Origin of the sequence: Chondromyces apiculatus DSM 436 (assembly GCF_000601485.1) — a bacterium.
Classification (GTDB): Bacteria; Myxococcota_A; Polyangia; order Polyangiales; family Polyangiaceae; genus Chondromyces; species Chondromyces apiculatus.
Genome location: NZ_ASRX01000016.1, coordinates 185,246 through 205,296, shown reverse-complemented (window position 1 = coordinate 205,296; position 20,051 = coordinate 185,246). Strand labels below are relative to the sequence as shown.

The 20,051-nt window shown below is 67.8% G+C and carries 17 protein-coding genes; all 17 read right to left on the bottom strand.

Annotated features, from left to right (window positions below; translation table 11 throughout):
• Positions 1-55: 55 nt before the first annotated feature.
• Entirely contained in the window at positions 56-1,798 is a 1,743-nt protein-coding gene (locus tag CAP_RS12475) for a nitrite/sulfite reductase (protein ID WP_081864816.1), read from the bottom strand.
• Positions 1,799-2,009: 211 nt separating this feature from the next.
• Positions 2,010-3,356, bottom strand: a complete 1,347-nt coding sequence (locus CAP_RS12470) for a carboxypeptidase-like regulatory domain-containing protein (protein ID WP_231511379.1) — start codon at positions 3,354-3,356, stop codon at positions 2,010-2,012.
• Between the two features lie 362 nt (positions 3,357-3,718).
• The gene (locus CAP_RS12465) at positions 3,719-4,168 is read right to left on the bottom strand and encodes a hypothetical protein (RefSeq protein ID WP_156040727.1); all 450 of its coding nucleotides are present in this window, start codon (positions 4,166-4,168) and stop codon (positions 3,719-3,721) included.
• Between the two features lie 39 nt (positions 4,169-4,207).
• Positions 4,208-4,756, bottom strand: a complete 549-nt coding sequence (locus tag CAP_RS12460; RefSeq protein WP_044240172.1) for a response regulator transcription factor — start codon at positions 4,754-4,756, stop codon at positions 4,208-4,210.
• A gap of 2 nt (positions 4,757-4,758) precedes the next feature.
• Positions 4,759-6,243 carry a sensor histidine kinase gene (locus CAP_RS12455; RefSeq protein ID WP_081864812.1) on the bottom strand — a complete coding sequence of 495 codons (1,485 nt, stop codon included), beginning with the start codon at positions 6,241-6,243 and terminating at the stop codon, positions 4,759-4,761.
• A gap of 141 nt (positions 6,244-6,384) precedes the next feature.
• Positions 6,385-6,795, bottom strand: a complete 411-nt coding sequence (locus CAP_RS12450) for a cytochrome C oxidase subunit IV family protein (protein WP_044240169.1) — start codon at positions 6,793-6,795, stop codon at positions 6,385-6,387.
• An 11-nt stretch (positions 6,796-6,806) separates the two neighbouring features.
• On the bottom strand, positions 6,807-7,484 hold the full coding sequence (locus tag CAP_RS12445; RefSeq protein WP_044240167.1) for a cytochrome c oxidase subunit 3 family protein: 678 nt from the start codon (positions 7,482-7,484) through the stop codon (positions 6,807-6,809).
• A complete protein-coding gene (ctaD, locus tag CAP_RS12440) occupies positions 7,481-9,133 on the bottom strand; it encodes a cytochrome c oxidase subunit I (RefSeq protein WP_044240157.1) in 1,653 nt (550 codons plus the stop codon). The genes CAP_RS12445 and ctaD overlap by 4 nt, the downstream gene beginning before the upstream one ends.
• A gap of 17 nt (positions 9,134-9,150) precedes the next feature.
• Entirely contained in the window at positions 9,151-10,101 is a 951-nt protein-coding gene (gene coxB, locus CAP_RS12435) for a cytochrome c oxidase subunit II (RefSeq protein WP_044240156.1), read from the bottom strand.
• The gene (locus tag CAP_RS12430; protein ID WP_052374930.1) at positions 10,098-10,973 is read right to left on the bottom strand and encodes an SCO family protein; all 876 of its coding nucleotides are present in this window, start codon (positions 10,971-10,973) and stop codon (positions 10,098-10,100) included. The genes coxB and CAP_RS12430 overlap by 4 nt, the downstream gene beginning before the upstream one ends.
• A complete protein-coding gene (locus CAP_RS12425; RefSeq protein ID WP_044240155.1) occupies positions 10,973-11,623 on the bottom strand; it encodes a hypothetical protein in 651 nt (216 codons plus the stop codon). Before CAP_RS12425 ends, CAP_RS12430 begins: the two co-directional genes overlap by 1 nt.
• Before the next feature lie 10 nt (positions 11,624-11,633).
• Complete coding sequence (locus CAP_RS12420) at positions 11,634-12,842, bottom strand: hypothetical protein (protein ID WP_044240154.1); 1,209 nt, start codon at positions 12,840-12,842, stop codon at positions 11,634-11,636.
• Positions 12,842-13,477 carry a c-type cytochrome gene (locus tag CAP_RS12415; RefSeq protein ID WP_044240153.1) on the bottom strand — a complete coding sequence of 212 codons (636 nt, stop codon included), beginning with the start codon at positions 13,475-13,477 and terminating at the stop codon, positions 12,842-12,844. Before CAP_RS12415 ends, CAP_RS12420 begins: the two co-directional genes overlap by 1 nt.
• Positions 13,474-14,625 (bottom strand): DUF3341 domain-containing protein, encoded by a 1,152-nt coding sequence (locus CAP_RS12410; RefSeq protein ID WP_231511377.1) that lies wholly within the window; start codon positions 14,623-14,625, stop codon positions 13,474-13,476. The genes CAP_RS12415 and CAP_RS12410 overlap by 4 nt, the downstream gene beginning before the upstream one ends.
• The gene (nrfD, locus tag CAP_RS12400) at positions 14,618-16,075 is read right to left on the bottom strand and encodes an NrfD/PsrC family molybdoenzyme membrane anchor subunit (protein WP_044240152.1); all 1,458 of its coding nucleotides are present in this window, start codon (positions 16,073-16,075) and stop codon (positions 14,618-14,620) included. Before nrfD ends, CAP_RS12410 begins: the two co-directional genes overlap by 8 nt.
• Positions 16,072-19,065, bottom strand: a complete 2,994-nt coding sequence (locus CAP_RS12395; RefSeq protein WP_044240151.1) for a TAT-variant-translocated molybdopterin oxidoreductase — start codon at positions 19,063-19,065, stop codon at positions 16,072-16,074. Before CAP_RS12395 ends, nrfD begins: the two co-directional genes overlap by 4 nt.
• The gene (locus CAP_RS12390; protein WP_044240150.1) at positions 19,062-19,790 is read right to left on the bottom strand and encodes a cytochrome c3 family protein; all 729 of its coding nucleotides are present in this window, start codon (positions 19,788-19,790) and stop codon (positions 19,062-19,064) included. The genes CAP_RS12395 and CAP_RS12390 overlap by 4 nt, the downstream gene beginning before the upstream one ends.
• Positions 19,791-20,051: the final 261 nt, after the last annotated feature.

Genomic DNA, 20,051 nt, shown 5'->3' with positions numbered 1-20,051 from the left:
CGAGGACCCGGGACGAACATGGGGAACGTACTCCCAGGAGTGGCGCCGCGCAGCGTCACTCCGCGGCGTCCGCGCCGGTATCCGAGCCAGCGTCCGCGCCGTAGACAGTGTTGCCAGTGACGGCGAGCCCTGCCCTGGAGATGTCCTTCGCGCCCCGGCGGAGGACGAACTCCTGGAACGTCTCTCCCTCGACGCGCTGGTCCAGGTAGAACTCGGCGATCGCCGCGATGAGCTTGGGCGCGTCCTCTTCCAGGATGCGGCCCTCCATCCGGTCACCGATGCGCGCCGCGGGGCCGCAGCCACCGCCGAGGCGGAACGAGTACGCGGGTCGCTCCACGCCGTCGGGGCCCTTGCTCACCATGCCGGTCATGCCGATGTCAGCCACGTGGTGCTGGCCGCAGGAGTTCGGGCAGCCGGAGATCTTGATGGTGAACGCGCCAATGCGGCGGATCTTGTCGTCGGCCTCCTGCCGGGAACTCTCCCTGGCGAGGTGATCGCGCACCTGCGCGCCCACGGACATGCTCTTGGTCACCGCCAGCGTGCAGTAGTCGGCGCCCGGGCAGCTCACCACGTCGGTGATGTGGTCGGCGTCGGCCTCGGCGAGGCCGAGCGCGCCGAGCTCCCGGTGGAGCTGCGCGAGGTGGGACTCGGGGACCCAGCGCATCACCAGGTTCTGGGTGTTCGTGGCGCGCACCTCGCCGTTGCCGTGCTCGCGGCTGAGGGTGGCGAGGCGCCTGAGCTGCGCGCCGGTGATGTCGCCGAGGGGAAGCTTGATCGTCGCCACCCGGTAACCGGGCTGCTGCTGCGGAACGGTGTTGGTGCGGACCCAGCGCGCGAAAGCCGCGTCGCCGAGCGGGACGCCCCCCTCACCCGGGGCGAGCGGTGCAGCCTCGGCGTACTCGGCGAGGTAACCGTCGAGCTGCGCGTGGAGCTGCGCTTCGCGCTCCTCCTGGATCTTCGCGAACGTCTCGTCGAGGCGGCGGAAGAACTCGGCCTCGCCAACCTTGCGGATCACAAACTTGAGGCGTGCCTTCTTGCGGTTCTTGCGCTCGCCGTCGCGGAAGAAGATCGCGACCATCGCCTCGGCCACCGCGAGCACGTCGCGCGCCGGGATGAACTCGCGCCACAGGTGGGCGATCTCCGGGGTCGACCCGAGCCCGCCTGCGACATAGACGGCGAACCCAGGCTCCTCCTTGCCCTCACCGCTCCCGTCGGCGGCCTCCACCTGGCCCATCTTCGCCAGGAGGCCGATGTCGTTGATCATGATCTGCGCGTGGTCCTTGTCGCTCCCCGACAGGCCCATCTTGAACTTCCGCGGCAAGCGGAGGTTGTGCTCCTGGAAGTAGAAGTGCTGGGTGAGGGCGTGCGCGTAGGGTGAGACGTCGAAGACCTCTTCCTCGACCACCCCCGCGAGGTGCGACGCCGTCACGTTGCGCACCGCGTCGCCGCAGGCGCCGATGCAGCTAATGCCAAGCGGAACGAGCACGCGCTGCAGCTCGACCGAGTCCTCCAGCTCCAGGTGATGGAGCTGGATGCATTGACGCGTCGTGACGTGGGCGAGGCCGCGGCCCCAGCGATCGGTGACCTCGGCGAGCGCGTCGAGCTGCTCGGCGGTGATGCGACCGCCCGCGATCTTGATGCGTTGCATGTGCTTCACGTGCGCGAGCTGCGCGTAGAGGCCCATGCCGAGGCGCAACGGACGGAACTGGTCCGGGCTGATCTCGCCCCGCTTGAACTTGCCGATGCCCTCTTCGAGGCGGTCGATGGCGGCCAGTTGACGCTCAATCCGGGACGACATTCCCCGAGCATACGCGCCATGACGCCAGGCGGCAGAGAATTCCCGGCGCGCGACGCAGCTCTGCGGACGGATCTCTGGCCGGAGCGGCCGGCCCGCGCCGTTGGCCACGCGGGAGTTGGTGAGTGTGGCGGAGAGCGTGGTGAAGAGCGTCGAAAGCCAGGCCACCACCCGGGTCACCGGGTGGCGGCGTCAGCGTGAAGCGCTCAGCGCCTCACTGGATCTCGATCTGGGGCGGGGGCGGGGGCTCGTCGTCGGAGGTGACGCAGGCCGAGAGGTCGAAGAGCATGAACATCAGCACCTTCTCCTGGGCGGAGAGCTCATTGGTGATGCAGCCCTGGGGGAAGGGGTAGGAATCGCCGGGGTAGTCGCCCGAGGAGACGTGAATGTCCGTGTACACCACGCGACCGCACTGGTTCTCGGGCTCCTCGGGCGTGCCGTCCGCCTTGATGAGCGGCGTGTTGTAGGTGAAGTACTGAACACCGGGGTCGTGCGGAGCCTCGCTGTAAGCCCAGCGCGTGGTGAGCTGGTCGTTCACCGTGAGGATGCTGTGCTGCGGGTCGAGCACCTGGATCTCGCCCGGCGTCTGCGACGCCTCCACGTTCACCAGCCAGTCTGAGAGCGCAGCCCCTTTGGGGAAGGACGTGTCGATGTGGCTCGTGAACGGCTCCAGCGGGTCGGACTGGAAATCCCAGTCGGCGAGTTCGGGCCACGGCGTGGGGCCGAACTCCATCCAGATGTTGTGCCAGTGCGAGGCGAAGATCCGGCCTCCAGCCGACGCGTAGTCGTGCATGGCCTGCAGCGCGGCCGGCGGCTTGGTCTCGGGGAACTGCTCGCCCTCGCACGCGAGGAGCACCACGTCGTAGCGCATCAGGCCATCGAGCGTGTCCCAGAGGTTGTTCGCGGGGGTGAACGCCGCGCCGCCGTTCAGGGTGTCCGCGAAACGCTCTCCGCCTTCCCTGCCGTGGAAGAGATGGATCCGCCCGCTGCCTCCTTCCGACGTGAACTCCGCGTCGTCGATCCCCATCTTGCGGACCAGGCACTCCAGCGGGTCGAAGCCGCCGGTGGTGAGCGCGATCAGCGGGATGTGGCCTTCGGCCTGGTTGCGCGGGAGGCGAACCTCGTGGTCCACGGTCGGCGTGTCCACGCACGCCTCGACGGAGGGCAACACGAACTCGCGCCGCCACTTGCCGACCTGGATGACCAGGGGAATGTTCTCGCCCACCGGAACGTCTTCCAGGACGAAGTGGCCCTCGGTGTCGGTCAGCGTCGCGGCGATCGGATCGCCGGAGAGGTTGGCAGCGCAGGTCTCGCAGGTGGCGCCGTCGGCGATGGGGCTGAGCGGCGCGTTGGGGATGTAGACGGTGACGTTGTAGAGAGGCACCCGGCCTGCGGGGTCGTAGACGACGCCGCTCACCGTGGTCTTCGCTTCACCGTCGCACTCGACGACGGAGCATTCGAGGTTCTGGCACGGCCCTTCGCCGCCACCACCTGCGCTACCCGTGGTCGGGAAGAGCTGACCACCCTCGCCAGCGCCGCCCTCTCCACCGTGACCCCCCACATTTCCGCCCCCTCCGCCCTCCGTGGTTCCCGTGGAAGACGTATCGGAGCAACTGCAGCCTGGCATCACAGCCGGCACGGCGACAGCGGCCAGGATCAGGGCCGCTCGCATGGACCACTTTTTCATGAGACCTCCGTGTTCCTGGGACGGCGCATTCCAGCGCGCAGCCCGAAGACATCGCATCCTGCAGCGTACGCGAGTGTCATCAACGCGCAACGACCCAGGGCGTGGACGGAACTGCATTCGGGGTCCCTCTCCGGACCCGCGGAGGTGATCCTGCTCCCAGGTATGTGCGTGGAACCACGGAGAGCGCACCACGCCGCGTAAAGGACGCGTGGTCTCCCTCTAAGGGGATGCTGGACCTAAGAGTCCGTACCGGTCTGACTCTGGGCAGGCTGAGGAGCCATGATGGGCCGCTCCTCCAGCTCCACCTGGAACACACACGCCTTCCTGAGGAACACCTTGTGTGTGAGCACGTTCTTGGTGACGCAGGTGGGGACGGTCCCCTCGACCGGATCGCCTTCAGGGGACCCGAGCTGGATCTGTCCGCCGGGGAGCATGGTCGCGGTGAACCGCGCCGCTCCGCCCGGGATGCGCTCACAGGGCTCGACGAGCTTCTTGATCGCGTTCTCGGCCTGCTTTGCGTTGAACTGGGTGACCTGCGGGCAGCTCGTGGCCACCACCGAGGAATGCACCATCGCGATGGGCGGCGCTGCGGGCTCCGGGGGCTTCGTGGGCTCCGCGGGCTTGGCCGACTTGCACGAGGCGAGCGCCATGAGGACTGCCGCAAGAGCCGAAAGCCGGTGGGTCATGAGTCGTTTGTACCATGGCCCGATGCGCCACGGGCGGCCTCACACCCCGATCTTCTTGAGCTTTCGCTGGAGCGTACGGCGGTCGATACCGAGGAGCCTTGCAGCACTGGCAACCACACCACCCGACTGCTTCAGCGCCGCGCGGATGGTCTCTCGCTCCATTTCGTCCAGGTTCAAGCTCGCAGGTTGCTGAGACGACGGGCCCGTCGTCGAGCGGGGACGGTCCCGCAGGGTCGCGGCTTCACGGAGCAACCTGTCGGCATCGACGGGCTTGGTGAGCAAGGTGTCCGCACCTTCTCGCACCGCCGCCACCGCCAGAGGGATGTCGCCGTACCCGGTGAGCATCACGATCACCGCCTCGGGCTGGAGCGCACGGAGCCGCGCCAGGGCGCTGAGGCCATCGCCGCGGGGCATGCGGTAGTCGATCACGATGAGATCTGCCGGCTCGTACTCGAGCGCGAGGAGCCCTTCGTCCACCGTGGCCGCGGTCCGGGCCATGACGCCCCGCCGACGCAGCGCGCCTTGCAGCGTCATCCGGAAGGCGTCGTCGTCGTCGACCACCAGCGCTGTCGCGATCCGCTGGACCATCGCTACCCCTCACCCTCCCCGCGCCTGTTCATCTGCCATGAGCCGCTCACCCTGTCTCCCGTACCTCCGCCCCTGTCACTCTCGGCGCTCTGCTGCAAGGCGCTCTGTTGCAAGCTCAACGTCACGGTGGCGCCCCCGAGCGCATCGCTCTCCGCGCGCAGCACGGCATGCATCCGGGCTGCCATCAGGGTGCTGATGTAGAGGCCCAGCCCCATGCCGCCCTGCGACTCCTTCGTGGTCTGGAAGGGCTCGCCGAGGCGGTTCTCCATCGCGGCGCTGAAGCCGGGTCCGCTGTCGGCGATGGCGATCTCCACGTCGTCGCCGCGCACCTCCACCGCGACGGAGATCCGCTGCTGAGGGGCGTCCCCGCCTTCCCCCGCGCCCTCGCTGGTGCTGTCACGCCCCGAACCCGTCGCCATCGCCTCCACGGCGTTCGTGAGCACGTTGACCAGGATCTGGCGGAGCGCCGAGCGCAGGACGCGCGCGTGCACCGGCTCGCTCCCTTCGAAGGAGAGCACGCCGGAGTAGCCGAGGCGCGCCAGCTCGGAGCGGGTGACCTCCTCGACGAAGGAGGTCAGCTCCACCATCTCCATCCGCTGGTCGGACCGGATCTGGCCCCGCACCAGGCTGATGATCTCGCTGGCGCGCTGCGCTTCTCCCGCCACGGTCTCGGCGAGGCGCGCGGCCTCCTCGGAGCCGGCCTCTCGGACGACGTCCACGAGGTCACGGCTCGCGAGCAGGATGGTCGCGAGCGGCGTGGACAGCTCGTGGGAGATGCCGCCCACCATGCGACCGACCATCGCCTGGCGCTCGTTGCGCATGCTCTGCTCGCGCATCTCCTCCAGGCGATGCCCGTACACGATCACGAAGAAGCCGAAGAACAGGGTGAGGGCGGCGATGGAGACGAGATCGCCGAGCATCTTGATCCGCACGATCCCGAGGGGAGCGCTGTCGAGCGGGAGCGGCGGCGCCGTCAGCAGGGCGACGATGGCGAAGAGCGTCGCCGCGGCCACGATGACGGTGGTCCGCCGGCTACAGAGCAGGCCGGCGAGGGCCATCTGGAACGTGAGGAAGCTGGCGAAGGGGTTCTGGATACCCCCGGAGAACCACAGCATCCAGGTCAGCGCCACGACGTCGCCCAGGATCTGCAGGGGCGCGCGATCGCGGGGCTCACCGCCGTCGACGCGCGCGTCGGCGTCGCGCCTGCCGAGCCACGTCCAGACCAGGTTCATGATCGCGATCCCCGCGATGCCGCCGAGGAGCGGGGCGGCTCCCAGGCCGGGGACGAGCACCTTCCCTGCGGCGGTCGTGGCGAGCATGCCGGCGATGGCGGCCCACCGGAGCTGGACCAGCCAGCGGTCGGCGGTCTCGTCGGACGAGGGAGAGGGCCCCGTCAGCAGCACGGCCAGCCGCCGCCTCCGGGGCGAGGCCATGGCCGTGCCACCCCCGGCGGTATCCATCGTCCAGGTGGGAGGGTGCGTCTGCATGCGGGATGCGCGAGGAGCCTGAGCGACCACTACCGCCGGCCCGCGCCGCGCGCACGGGAAACCGTGTGCTGCCCCGCAAACGAGAAAGGCGCCACCCTCGCGAGGGCGACGCCTTTCAGGCGCGCGGCCAGACGGCTGCGCTTACTGCTGAGGAGACTGCAAGCCGAACGGATCCTTGATGTCCAGGGGACGGTCGTGCTCGATGGGCTCCGCCCGACCACGGTTGTCGGTGTCGCTCATCGTGAAGCCGATGAAGATCCCGAGGAAGATCAGGGACGACACCAGGATGATCGAGTTGAACCGCTCGTCCCAGCGCAGGTGCATGAACAGGAGCGCCACCAGGCTGGCCTTACAGGTCGCGATCAGCATCGCGATCCACAGGTTGAAGTCGCCGAAGTCCACGTAGCTCACCGCCACGGTGATCACCGTGAAGACCATCAGCGCGATCCACGTGCTGATGTAGATCTTCAGCGGGAGCACGTGGGGGACGTGGTCCGCGCCGCCATGGGCGTGGCCGTGGACGTCTGCGTGGGTATCTGAATGCGTCGCCATGTGCGTCTCCGTCAGCCCACCAGGTACAGAAGCGGGAACAGGTAAATCCAGATCAGGTCGACGAGGTGCCAGTAGAGGCCCACGCCCTCGACGGGCGCGTAGTACCGGCTGGAGAACTGACCCTTCAGGTTGCGGATGAGGATCCAGGTGATGAGCCCCATCCCGGCCAGCACGTGGAAGCCGTGGATCCCCGTCATCATGAAGTAGATGGCAAAGAAGATCCCCGCCTCGCGCGGCTCCTGGAAGCCCGTCGCCGTGAAGTGAATCCCGGGGAGCAGGCCGTCGTGGAACTTGTGCGAGTACTCGAAGTACTTGATGACGAGGAAGGTCGCGGCGAAGGCCAGCGTCAGACCGAGGAGGACGGTGACCGCCTTCTTGTTGGTCGTCTGCGCTGCCCGCACCGCGAGCGCCATCGTCAAGCTGGAGCAGATGAGGACGATGGTGTTGATACCGCCCATCACCCGGTCGAGGTGGTGGTGCGCCTCGACGAACCCGCCCAGGTACCAGCTACGGAAGATCGCGAACGAGCAGAACATCCCTCCGAACAGCAGGATCTCCGTGACGAGGAACAGCCAGATCCCCATCTTCCCGGAGTTGAACTGGATGTCGGCGGTCGGGAAATGGTGAGCGACGTGGAACTGGGGAGACTTCTCCCCGTTCGCGACGTGCGCCTCGGCGCTGCTGCTCATGCGTGCTCCTTCTGACCCTGCGCGAGCGGGTAGTCATACGCGCCGTGCGTCACGACGGGGGTGGACTCGAAGTTCTCGGTGATGGGCGGCGAGGCCGTCTGCCACTCCAGGCTCAGCCCACCCCAGGGGTTCGCCGGCGCCTGCTTGCCGTTCTTGAGCGAGACCAGCAGCGTCACGATGCCGAGCGCGAAGCCGGCGCCGAGGACCCAGGAGCCCACCGTCGAGAAGGCGTGCAGCGGCTGGAACTGGTCGAGGTAGTTGTAGTAGCGGCGCGGCATGCCGCGGCTGCCCAGGAAGAACTGGGTGAAGAAGGTCATGTTGAAGCCGATGAACACCAGGATGGCGCTCACGGCCCCGCCCTTCTCCGAGTACATCTTGCCAGTCATCTTGGGCCACCAGTGGAAGAGCCCACCGAAGAAGGCCACCGCCGTGCCGCCCACCATCACGTAGTGGAAGTGCGCCACCACGAAGTAGGTGTCGTGCAGGTGCAGGTCGACGCCGAGCATCCCCAGGAACACCCCGGTCAGCCCGCCGATGGTGAACAGGATCAGGAACACCAGCGCGTAGAGCATCGGCGTGTCGAGCTTGATCGAGCCGCCCCACAGGGTGCTCGTCCAGTTGAACACCTTGATGCCGGACGGGATGGCCACGATGAAGGTCAGGAACGAGAAGATCGTCCCCGCCAGCTCGCTCTGACCCGACACGAACATGTGGTGGCCCCACACGAGGAAGCCGATCAGCGCGATGGCGACGCTGGAGAAGGCGATCGCCTTGTAGCCGAAGACCTTGCGCCGCGAGTGCACCGCGATGAGCTCGCTGATGATCCCGAAGCCCGGCAGGATCATGATGTAGACGGCCGGGTGGCTGTAGAACCAGAAGAAGTGCTGGAACAGGACCGGGTCACCGCCGAGCGCCGGGTCGAAGATGCCGATCTGGAAGGCGCGCTCGAAGATGAGCAGGAGCAGCGTGATCCCGAGGACCGGCGTCGCCACGATCTGCACCAGGCTGGTCGCGTAGAGCGCCCAGCAGAGCAGCGGCATCCGGTACCAGCTCATGCCGGGCGCCCGGAGCTTGTGCATCGTGACGATGAAGTTCAGCCCCGTCAGGATGCTCGAGAAGCCCATGATGAAGGCCCCGAGCGTCACGTTGACGACCGCCGTCGTGGAGACCCGGCTCGAGTAGGGGACGTAGAACGTCCAGCCCGTGTCGATGCCGCCGAGCACCAGCGACGAGAGGGTGATCAGCGCCCCGATCCAGAAGATGTAGAGGCTGAACAGGTTCAGCTTCGGGAACGCCACGTCCTTCGCCCCGACCATGATCGGGATGAGGAAGTTGCCGAGCGACGCCGGGATGGACGGGATGATGAACAGAAAGACCATCACCGCGCCGTGCAGCGTGTACGCCTGGTTGTACCCGGCGGCGCTCATGATGGTCCGCGACGGCGTGAGCAGCTCGAGGCGCACGGCGAGCGCGAAGAGCCCGCCCACCAGGAACGCGAGCACCACGCTGCCCAGGTACATCAGGCCGATGCGCTTGTGATCGATCGTGGTCAGCCAGGAGACGATGCCCTTGCCATTGCGGATGTAGTCAACGGCGCCTTTGCCTGAGTCGGGCGCTACGACGTGATCAACTGTTGCTGTCTGCGACATTTCGCACCCTCGCCAGGTTACTTCACGGTCTTGAGGTAAGCGATCAGCGCGTCGATCTCGCGATCCTTGAGCAGCCCGCGGAAGGTCGGCATGACGGCCGGGAAGCCCTTCACCACCTTCGCTTGCGGGTTCAAGATGCTCTCGCGGATGTAGTTCTCGTCGACGGCGACGCGGCTCCCGTCGGAGAACTCCTCGTTACGCCCGAAGATGCCCTTGAACGTGGGCCCCTGCATGGGGGAGCCGTCCACCGAGTGGCAGGTGGCGCAGCTCTTCTTGGCGTAGAGAAGCTTGCCGAGCTCCTCGGGAGGCAGATCGCTCGGGCCGGACTGCTGCTCGATCCACTTCTCGAAGTCGGACTCCTCGAGCACCTTCACCGTGGCGAGCATATCGGAGTGACCGCTGCCGCAGTATTCGGTGCACAGGAGCGCCGTGTCCCCCGCGTTGGTCGCGTTGAACCAGATCGTCGTGTAGAGGCCGGGCACCACGTCCTGCTTCACCCGGAACTCCGGGATGTACAGGCTGTGGAGCACGTCCTTCGAGCTCATGATGAGCTTCACCGGGCGTCCCTTGGGGACCGCCAGCTCGTTCACCACGGCCGTGCCGTCGGGGTAGATGAAGGTCCACAGGTACATCTCGCCCGTGACCTTGATCTCGTAGGACTCCGCCGGGGCCACCGAGGCGTAGACGTAGCTACGCAGGCCCACGAAGAAGAGCCAGATCAGGATCACCAGCGGGATGAGCGACCAGGTCACCTCGAGCGCGGTGTTGTGCGCGATGGGGCTCGTCTTGTCCTTCTCCGTGCGGCGCCTGTACTTCAGGACGAGGTACACGGTCGCGCCCGTGATCAGGAGGAAGAAGACGATGCCGGTCCAGTAGGCCGCGTAGTAACCGAAGTCGACCTTCTCGGCCAGCGTCGAGCTCTGCCGGGGAAGCCAGAAGGAATCGATATTGATGTGGGGTTTGTTCATGATGCCTCGCGAGTCCCCAACCGCTCGTTCCGCCAATGGCGGAAGAGCAGCGCCCCGAGCAAGAGCACGGTCAGCGCGCCCCCGGCCCTCATCAAGCGCCAGGTCGCCACGACGTAACTCCCCTCCTTGGGGTCGTAGTGAAAGCAGAACAGGATCACACGATCGAGGGTGGTACCGATCGTGCCTTGCCCGGCCTCGACGAGCGCCAGGCGGAGCGTGGTCTCCGGAAACGTGACGCCATACAGCGTCCGGGAGAGCCGCCCTTCGGGTGTGACGACGAACGCGCCGGCGGCGTGGGCGAACTGCGTCGTCGCCTCGTCCCAGCGATAACCGAAGCCCACGGCGTCGGCGATCCGCCGCACGTTGGCCTCGTCACCCACGGCGAAGTCGAACCCGCGCTCGCCCACGTCGCGGCCATAGGCCCCCACGTAGCTGTCGCGCTTCTGCTTCGCCAGCTCCACGGTGTCCCGTGGATCGAAGCTCACCACCAGCACCCGGTACTCATTGCCGGCGGTCCATGCCGTGGCCTTCATGGCGTTCAAGACGCCGTTCAGAACCATCGAGCACAGCATCGGACACTGGTAGTAGGCCAGCACCAGGACGAGGGGCTTGCCCGCGTCGAGGTAGTGACCGAGCGTGACCTCGCGCCCTTCCTGGTCGCGGAGCCGCGCGTCTCTGGGAACCTCGGCCCCCGGCTTGTCCTCGATGCCGATCCCCTCGAGCTCCTTCGGGAGCGTGTTGTCGACCGGCTTCGCCTCGATGCCACGGGCCATCGGCGACGCCGGCTGAGCCCCCGCCCTGGCCGCAGGCGCGGCAACCGTGATGACGAGCGTCATCGCGGTGATCAGGGCGAGGAGCCGGGGGAGCTTCATCAGTAGACTTCGCCTCCAGAGGCAGGCGCAGGTGCGGCCGGCGCGGACGCGGGCTTCTTGGGAGCCTTCTTCTTGGGCGCGACCTCGGGCTTCTCCGTGGCCGTGTCCTTCTTGTCCGCGTCCTTCTTGTCCGCGTCCTTGGCGTCGCCGTCCTTCGCGGCTGCGTCCTTGGCGTCGCCGTCCTTCTTGTCCGCGTCCTTGGCGTCGCCGTCCTTGGGCTCACCCTGCTGGGCGCCTTCGGCGGGCGTACCCTCGGCAGGCGTGCCCTCCGCGGGCGCGGTGGTGGTGCCCTGCTGCTCCGGGGGCCGCGCCGCCGCTTCCCGGTAGCTCTGCAGCGTCACCTCGATGGCCCGCGTCAGGGGGACGCGCACGACGCCATCCTTCTGGCTCACCCACTGGTAGCGGGTGAGCTTCGCCTCCTCGCTCGCCCGGAGCTCGCGCAGGGCGCTGTTCGGGGGATCGAGGACCTGTAGCTGGATCTGCGCCGTGAACTCGTAGACGAACAGCTCGTAGACGGCCGTGACGATCAGCACGAGGGCGACCATCAACCCCGCGATGTAGAGCGCGATGAGCCCGTTCTTGGGGCGGTCCGCCTCGACCTCGACGGGATCGTGGTGCTCGGCGTCTGCTGCGTGAACCGCGTCGCTCATGATCCCATCCTCAGATGTTCTGGACCGCGGCCGCCTCGGGGAGGCGCGGGTCCTTGATCGGGTAGAGGTGGCCGCTCGCCGCGAGGCGAGCGATCAAGACTGCGGCGACGCCCACGGGGGCCAGGAGGCCGCCGAGATCGATCCAGCTAAAGTGCGCGCCGTGGTGGTCCAGGGTCGGCATCACCAGCCAGTAGAGGTCGAGGTAGTGCATCACCAGCATCCACACGGCGGCACCGCCAAGCACGGTGTAGTGCCTCTTTGCATGCCGGGACAGGAGGACGAGGAACGGAATCACAAAGTGCCCGAAGAGGAGCACCATGCTCACGACCTTCCAGTTTCCTTCCCACCGGTGACGGTAGAAAAGCGTCTCCTCGGGGATGTTGGCGTACCAGATCAAGATGAACTGGGAGAAGCCGATGTACGCCCAGAAGACGATGAACCCGAAGAGCAGCTTGCCGATGTCGTGGCGGTGCTCGACGTTGCTGATCTTGTGGAGCAGCCCGGCGCGCTGCAGCCCGATGTTGATGAGCGCCAGCATCGAGAGCGAACTCACCGCCGCCCCCGCGAACACGTACACGCCGAAGATCGTCGAGTACCAGTGCGGGTCGAGGCTCATCAGCCAGTCGAAACCGGCGAAGGTGATGCTCAGGCCGAAGAGCAGCGTGGCGGGAGGCGCCAGGTTCTGCATCTTCTCGGTGAGCTTGCGATCGCCGCTCTTGTCCTGCTCACGCGAGCGGCCCGCGAAGTAGGACGCGAGGAAGATCCAGATGCCGAAGTAGATCGCGGCGCGGACGTAGAAGAACGTCGGGTTCAGGTACCCCGCCTTCTTCTGCAGGATCTCGTCGTGGGCCGCCTCGGCGCTCATCCAGTGGTGGTAGATGTCGTGCGAGAACAGCACGATCGGCAGGAACAGGAGGGCGCAGGCCGGCAGGGCCCCCGAGAGCCACTCCATGTGCCGCCGCGGCGCGACCGACCAGCCGGCCTTGGTGAGGTGCTGGATGATCACGAAGAACAGCCCGCCGAGGGCGATGGTCGTGATCCAGAGGAAGCCGGTCAGGTACGAGAACGCGAGCCGGTGCGGGTCGGTGACGTAGCCCGCCGCGGCGAGGATCACGCCGACGACAGCGACGCCGATGGCGATGCCCTGGAGCTTCTTCGCGCTCTCCGCGTCGAGCTTGATCGCGTCGGGCTTCGTGGAGACTTCGTGGGACGTTGCCATCACTTGGCCTCCTTCGGGGCCGCGTCGGCGGGGGCCTGCTCTTCGGGGAGGATGCTGCCGCGCTCGTTGGCGGGGACATCCTCGAGCTTGCCGTACTGGCTGTGCTGGAGGACGCGCACCCACGACACGATCGCCCAGCGGTCCTCGACGGGGACCTGCTTGCGGTAGTGCGGCATGTTGCGGACGCCGTTGGTGATCACGTCGAAGATCTCACCGTCGGGCATCTGCCGGACGCGCTCGGAGACCAGGTCGACCGGCGGGGGGAAGCCGCGCTGGATGACCAGACCCCGGCCGCCGCCGGTCTTGTCGTGGCAGGGGGTGCAGTAGATGTTGAACCGCTCCTGGCCGCGCTGGAGGAGCGCCTGATCCACCTTCACCGGCGCCAGCGGCACGTGCTTGCCATTGAGCTTCCCGCGGTAGAAGGCGTCGTCCTCGTCGAGGTGGCCGTGGGCGATGGTGCCGGGCACGAGCGGGCGCATGCCGCGCCCATCCTCGAACACGTTGGAGGCCTCCTGGGGCTGCACCTTGGGCTGCCAGTCCATGTCGCCGAAGATGTGTATCGGCGGCTTGTCGCTGGGCTGCCCGCGGCAACCGGCAAGGAGGAGGAGGGTCAGGGGAAGGGCCAGACGGATCACTGGGCGACCTCCAGCACTTCGTGCGCGCCGAGCTTTTCGAGGAGGCGTCGGGTGGTGCCGAGGTCGTACTTCGGATCGCGCGCTTCCACGCTGATGAAGAACGCATCGTCGGTGGCCCGGGGGAACGCGGGGTGGGTCATGGTCGGGTGCGAGAAGGTCGGTAGCTTCCCGAACGCCCACACCGCCACGAAGCAGGTGAGCGCCGAGAAGAGGACGGTCAGCTCGAAGAAGATGGGGACGAAGATCTGGTACGAGAACGGCAGCTTCCCGCTGATGTTGAGCGGGTAGTCGTACCCCTGCGTGTACCAGGCCAGCGCGATGGCGCTCGACAGGCCGGTGATGCCGCCGACGAGCACGAACCAGGGCAGGCGCGAGGCCGGCAGCCCCATCGCCTTCTCCAGGCCGTGCACGGGGAACGGCGTGTGCGCGTCGAAGTGGACGTACCCCGCGTCCCGGAGCGCCTCGCAGGCGTGGTACAGCTCCGCCGGGGTCAAGAAGTAGCCCATCAGCGCGTAGGGAGCGCCCACGATGCCGGGCGCTGCCTCGTGCTCCGGCTCGTCGTGGTGCTCCACGACGCGGGGAGCGGCGGCCGGCAGCGGGGTCGCCGCCGCAGCGACGCTCTCTTCGGCCGGGCGCTGGGACTTCTTCTTCTTCTTCTTCTTGCCAGCGTCCGCGTCGGCACCGGCCTGCTTGCCCTTGGCCACGGCCTCCTCCTCGGCAGCGTCGGCCTCCCGCTTGGCGGCCTCCGCCTTCTCCTTCGCGATCTTCTCTTCGAGCATCGCCGCGTCGGCCTTCTCCTCGGCGGCCTCGGCCTGCCGCTCGGCGGCCTCGGCCTCGGGGAACGGCGCGTCCGCCTTGGCCTCGGCCTCGAGGCGCGCCTTCGCCGCCTCGGCCTCGGCGATGTCGGCGCGCTGCTCCGCGGCATCGGCCTGGATCTCGGCCATCGCCGCCTTGGCCGCGGCGACCTCCGCGTCCTGAGCCGCGTCGTTGGCCTCGTCGCGGGGCTCGTCCTTCGTCGCGCCTTCCGCGGGGCTCGCGCCCTCGTCCTTCGTCGCGCCCTCGTCCTTCGTCGCGCCTTCGGCCGGGCTCGCGCCTTCGGCCGGGCTCGCGGTCCCGGGGTCGGACTTGCGATCGTCTTGATCAGCCATGGTGCTCCACCCCAGCCTTCTCGCCGTGCGCGTCGTGCGCGTCGTGCGGGTTGTGCGGGTCAGCCGCGGGCAGGACGCCCTTCACCTCGCCGATGGCGATGACGGGCACGAAGCGGCAGAACAGCAGGAACAGCGTCAGGAACAGGCCGAAGGTGCCGACGAAGGTCGACATGTCGACCAGCGACGGCCGGTAGTAGCTCCAGCTCGACGGGATGTAGTCGCGGTGGAGGCTGGTCACGATGATGACGAAGCGCTCGAACCACATGCCCACGTTGACCACGATCGAGATCGCGAACATCGCCGGGATGCTGGTGCGGATCTTCTTGAACCAGAAGAGCTGCGGGAAGAGCACGTTGCAGCTCACCATCGTCCAGTACGCCCAGGCGTACGGGCCGAAGACGCGGTTCATCAGCGCGAAGCTCTCGTACGGGTTGCCCGAGTACCAGGCCATGAAGAACTCGATCCCGTACGCGTAACCGACCATGGTGCCGGTCGCGAGGATGATCTTGTTCATGTTCTCGAGGTGCCTCATCGTGATGAGGTGCTTCAGCCCGAGGGCCGTCCGCGCGACCACCATCAGCGTGACGACCATCGCGAACCCGCTGAAGATCGCGCCCGCGACGAAGTACGGCGGGAAGATCGTGGTGTGCCACCCGGGGAGGATCGACACCGCGAAGTCGAAGGACACGATGGTGTGCACGCTGAGCACGAGCGGCGTGCTCAGACCGGCGAAGATCTGGTAGGCGCGCTCGTAGTGCAGCCACGCGCGGTGCGAGCCGCGCCAGCCGAGCGAGAGGATGCCGTAGACGATCTGCTTGGTCTTCGTGTCCGCGCGGTCGCGCAGCGTCGCGAAGTCCGGCACCAGGCCGACGAACCAGAACAGCGCCGACACCGTGGCGTACGTCGAGACCGCGAAGACGTCCCAGAGGAGGGGGCTCTTCATCTGCGGCCACATGCCCATCTGGTTGGGGATGGGCAGCATCCAGTACGCGAACCACACGCGGCCGACGTGGAACGCCGGGTAAATCAGCGCCGCGAGCACCGCGAAGATGGTCATCGCCTCGGCGGCGCGGTTGATGCTCGTCCTCCACTTCTGCCGGAACAGGTAGAGGATGGCGCTGATCAGGGTCCCGGCGTGGCCGATGCCGATCCAGAACACGAACCCGGTGATGTCCCAGGCCCACCCGATCGTGCTGTTCATGCCCCAGACGCCGACGCCCTGGCTGACCAGCCAGCCGAGCGACCCGCCGAGGACCATGAGCAGGCTCACGGCGAGCGCGAGCGCGAAGGGCCACGTCTTCGGCGTCTTGCCGAGCGAGATGCCGGCGACGCGATCGGTGATGCTCTTGAACCCGAGCCCACCGAGGACGAGGGGGTGACGGCCGACCGGATCGTCCGTGTTCACCGCGGCGACGGGCTTCTCGTTGGAGATGGGGACCGACGTGCTCATGCGCCCTCCAGCTCCGGGTTCCGGTTGCGAATCCGGGCGAGGTAAGTGATCCGGGGTTTCACGTTGATGTCCTCGAGCAGCTTGTAGCCGCGAGCGCTTGCGGCCCGCTCGGACACCGCGCTCTTCGGGTCGTTCAGGTCACCGAAGGTGATGGCCTGGGTCGGGCAGGCGGCCTGGCAGGCGGTCGCGATCTTGCCGTCCTCGACCCGGGTCTTGCCGTCGCGCTTCGCCTCGATCTTCGCCCGGTTGATGCGCTGCACGCAGAAGGTGCACTTCTCCATGACGCCGCGCGAACGGACCGTGACTTCCGGGTTGAACTGGAGCTTCCGGAACTCGTCGTGGTCCTTGTTGTAGTGGAAGTAGTTGAAGCGCCGGACCTTGAACGGGCAGTTGTTGGCGCAGTACCGGGTGCCGATGCAGCGGTTGTACGCCATGTCGTTCAGGCCCTCGGGGCTGTGCGTGGTGGCCGCCACCGGGCACACCTGCTCGCACGGCGCGCTCTCGCAGTGCTGGCAGAGCATCGGCTGCGAGATGGTCTCCGGCTCGTCCGGCGACCCGTCGTAGTAGCGATCGATGCGCAGCCAGTGCATCTCGCGGCTGCGGGTCACGCCGTCGGGCCCGACCACGGGGGTGTTGTTCTCCGCCTGGCAGGCCGTGACGCACGCGCTGCAGCCGAGGCAGGCGTTGAGGTCGATGGCCATGCCCCAGGCGTGCCCCTGGTCCACCACGGGCGAGGTCCAGAGGTTGAACAGCTCCGGGCGCGGGGCTTCCTTCTTGGCGAAGGTGGGGTCCTTCTTGAACTCCTCGTAGCTGCCCTCGCGGGCCACCGGGCGGCCCTCCATGGAGAAGTGCTCCTGGGTGCGCGCGGCCTGAACGAAGCCGCCGGTGCGCTGCGCCGAGAAGCCGCTCGCCACGTCGAACCCGGCGCTCTGGCGGATGGGCCCCGTGTCGACGCCGACCTTGTGCGCCACGCGCAGCGCTGCCCTGCGGCCCTGGCCGAAGGTGAGCGAGATCGAGTCGTCGGCCTGGCCCGGCATGATCGCCACGGGGATGGTGATCGAGCCGCCCGCGCCGCTCACCGTGATGACGTCGCCGTCCTTCACCCCGAGCTTGTTCGCGGTGGAGAACGAGAGCCCTGCCGCGTTGCCCCAGGTCTGCTTGACCGAGGGATCCGGCAGCTCCTGCAGCCAGGCGTTGTTGGCGAAGCGGCCGTCGTAGGCGTGGTCGTCGGGCCGGAAGGTCACCTCCAGGCCATCCATCGACACACCCTTGAACGCGCCGAGCGCCTTGACCACCGCGTCGGGCGCGGGCGTCACGGCCTCCACGGGCGAGGCGCTCCCGGCCCACACCCCGTCGTGCAGCGCCTTGCGCCAGCCCTTCTCCGCGTCGGCCGCCTTGCCGAGAGCGGTGGCGCGCACCATGTCGTAGCCGCTGCGGTTGCCGCCGAGCAGCATCTCCAGAACCTCAAGCTCGCTCTTGCCATCGAAGAGGGGAGCGATGAGGGGCTGGACGATCGACTGGGTGCCATCCACGCTGCGCGCGTCGCCCCAGGCCTCGAGCAGGTGGGTGCGGTTCAGGTGCCAGGTCGTCTTCTCGCTGGTCTCGTCGATGACCGTGGAGAGGTGGATGCTCGTGCGCACCTTGCCGATCGCCTCCGCGAAGCGGGCATCTGCCGGCGCGTTGAACACGGGGTTGCCGCCGAGGATGAGCAGCGTCTCCACCTCGTTCTTGCCGATGGAGGCCGCGAGGTCGGTCAGCACCGTGGGGCCGTCGCGGTCCTCGTCGAAGGCGGCGTGGAAACGCACCGGCTTCCCTTCGCCGATCGCATCGAGCGCCTGGTTGATCAGGTGCGCGACCGCGTGAACCTCGGCGGGCTGCTTGCGCCCCGCCACGACCACACCGCGGCCACGGTTCCCGGCCAGCTCCTTGGCGATGGCCACCACGAAGCGCTTGGCCTTCTCGCTCAGGCCCTGCCCCTTGGGCTCGGCCGCGGCGGCGACGCCGGCGCCCAGGTCCACCCCGAGCTTCCCGAGCTCCGCGGCGAGCGCGAAGGCGAAGGCCGGCACCTGCCGGCTCTGGATGCGGAGGCGGTGGTCTGCGGAGCCGCCCGTCGTCGAGAGGTGGCTCTCGATCACGTAGAGCCGGTTCGGCTCCACGCCCTTGTCCACGTCACGGCCGGCGACGAACCCGCGCGCCTGGCGCACGGTGCTGCCGTCGGACGAGAGCACGTCCGCGTCGAGCGTGACGATGGTCTTCGCCTTGGCGAGGTCGAGCGACATCGACAGGGGTCGGCCGAAGGCCAGCCGCTCACCCTCGTGCGCGTTGTCGGACGAGAACGGCTCGTACCGGACCACCTTCGCCTGGGGGAGCGCCTCGCGCAGCGCCCGGAGCTGCGCCGCCAGGCTCGGGGAGCGGTGCGACTCGGTGAGGACCACCAGGCCCTTGCCCTGCTGCGCCTTGAGGCGCTCGCCCTCGGCGCGCAGGAAGTCGCTCGCCTCGGCCCAGGTCTTGGTCTGGCCCTTGTTCCGCGGGCTATTGGTGCGGTCGGGATCGTAGAGATCCAGGATGAACGCCTGGCTCCAGAGCGTCGTCGTCCCGAGGCTCTCGGGGTGCTGCGGGTTGCCCTCGACCTTCGTGGGCCGCCCCTCGTGGCTCTCCACGAGAAGCCCGTACGCCGTGCCCTGGAAGGGAAACGTCGTGGCGAAGTAGAGCGGGTTGCCCTCGACGACCTCTTCGGGCCGGCGGGTGTAGGGCATGATGTGCTCCTCCGGGCGGCGGCACCCGGCGAGCGTCGCGATCGCCGCCGAGGCGCCCATCACCGTGAGGAACTGGCGCCGTCCCTCGCCCTCGGGCGGGAGCGCCGCGCCAGGCGGGAACTCGGCGGGGAGGCTCTCCTTGAATTCGGGGGAGCCGGCATGCTCACCGAGGCTGCGCCACCAGCGCTTTGCGTTCGGATCCTCGGGAGCGAGAGGAAGAGGGACTCGTTTCATCGGTGGCACCCGGAGCAGTGCAGCGGAGGGTTGACGGGCCTGCCGTCGGTGGTGTGCGCGACGGGGTTGCCGTGCGGCGCCGGCCCTTCGGCAGCGACGGGCGCGTTCGCAGCGCCGCCGCCAGCGAGCTTCGCGGGCGCCGCCGTGACGTGCGCCAAGGCCGGCAGGTCCATGCGCGTGATGTCCTTGGGATCGCGAAGGTTGGGGCCAGGATTGCGGTGGCAATCGAGGCACCAGCTCATCGACAGCGGCTCGACCTGTCGGACCTCGGCCATCTGGTCGACGCGACCGTGGCAGGTCACACAACCGACGCCCGCCGAGAGGTGAGCGCTGTGGTCGAAGTAGACGTAGTCGGCGAGGTTGTGGACACGCACCCAGGGGATGGGAGTGTCGTTCGCCCAGCTCTCGCGCACGGGCAGGAGCTTCGGGCTCTGCGTCCGCACCTTCGAGTGGCAGTTCATGCACGTCTCGGTGGGTGGGATGGCAGCCTCCTCGGACCGCTCGACGGTGTTGTGGCAGTACCGGCAATCCATCCCGAGATCACCCGCGTGTAGCTTGTGCGAGTAATCGACGGGCTGTTTCGGCTGGTAGCCAACCTCGACGTGCTTGTTCGTACCGTAGTACCAGAGGCCCCCGGTGACAGCCGCGCCAAGCGGCAGCACCCCGAAGACCAGGGAAAGCGGGAGGACCTTGTTGGCCCAGCGTGGGAATATGTACCGCGCCATGGGTGGAGTGGAGCGTAGTCGGGCCTAACGCTCAGGGGCGAGTTATGGCGGTACGTCCTCCGCCACAAGCGTCAAAGTGCCGCGGTGGTGCGGCAGGATGCCGCAGGGTGGGGTGGGGTGCCGCTGTAGGTACAGCGGATTACAGGCAGGATCGTGAAACGCGGCGCAAATGCGGTGCAGGAACGTCGCGTCAATGGTGGGGAGCCGGCGTGGGGCCCCGGCCCTGTGGTGCACAGAGCACTCCCGAGAACGCCTTAAGCG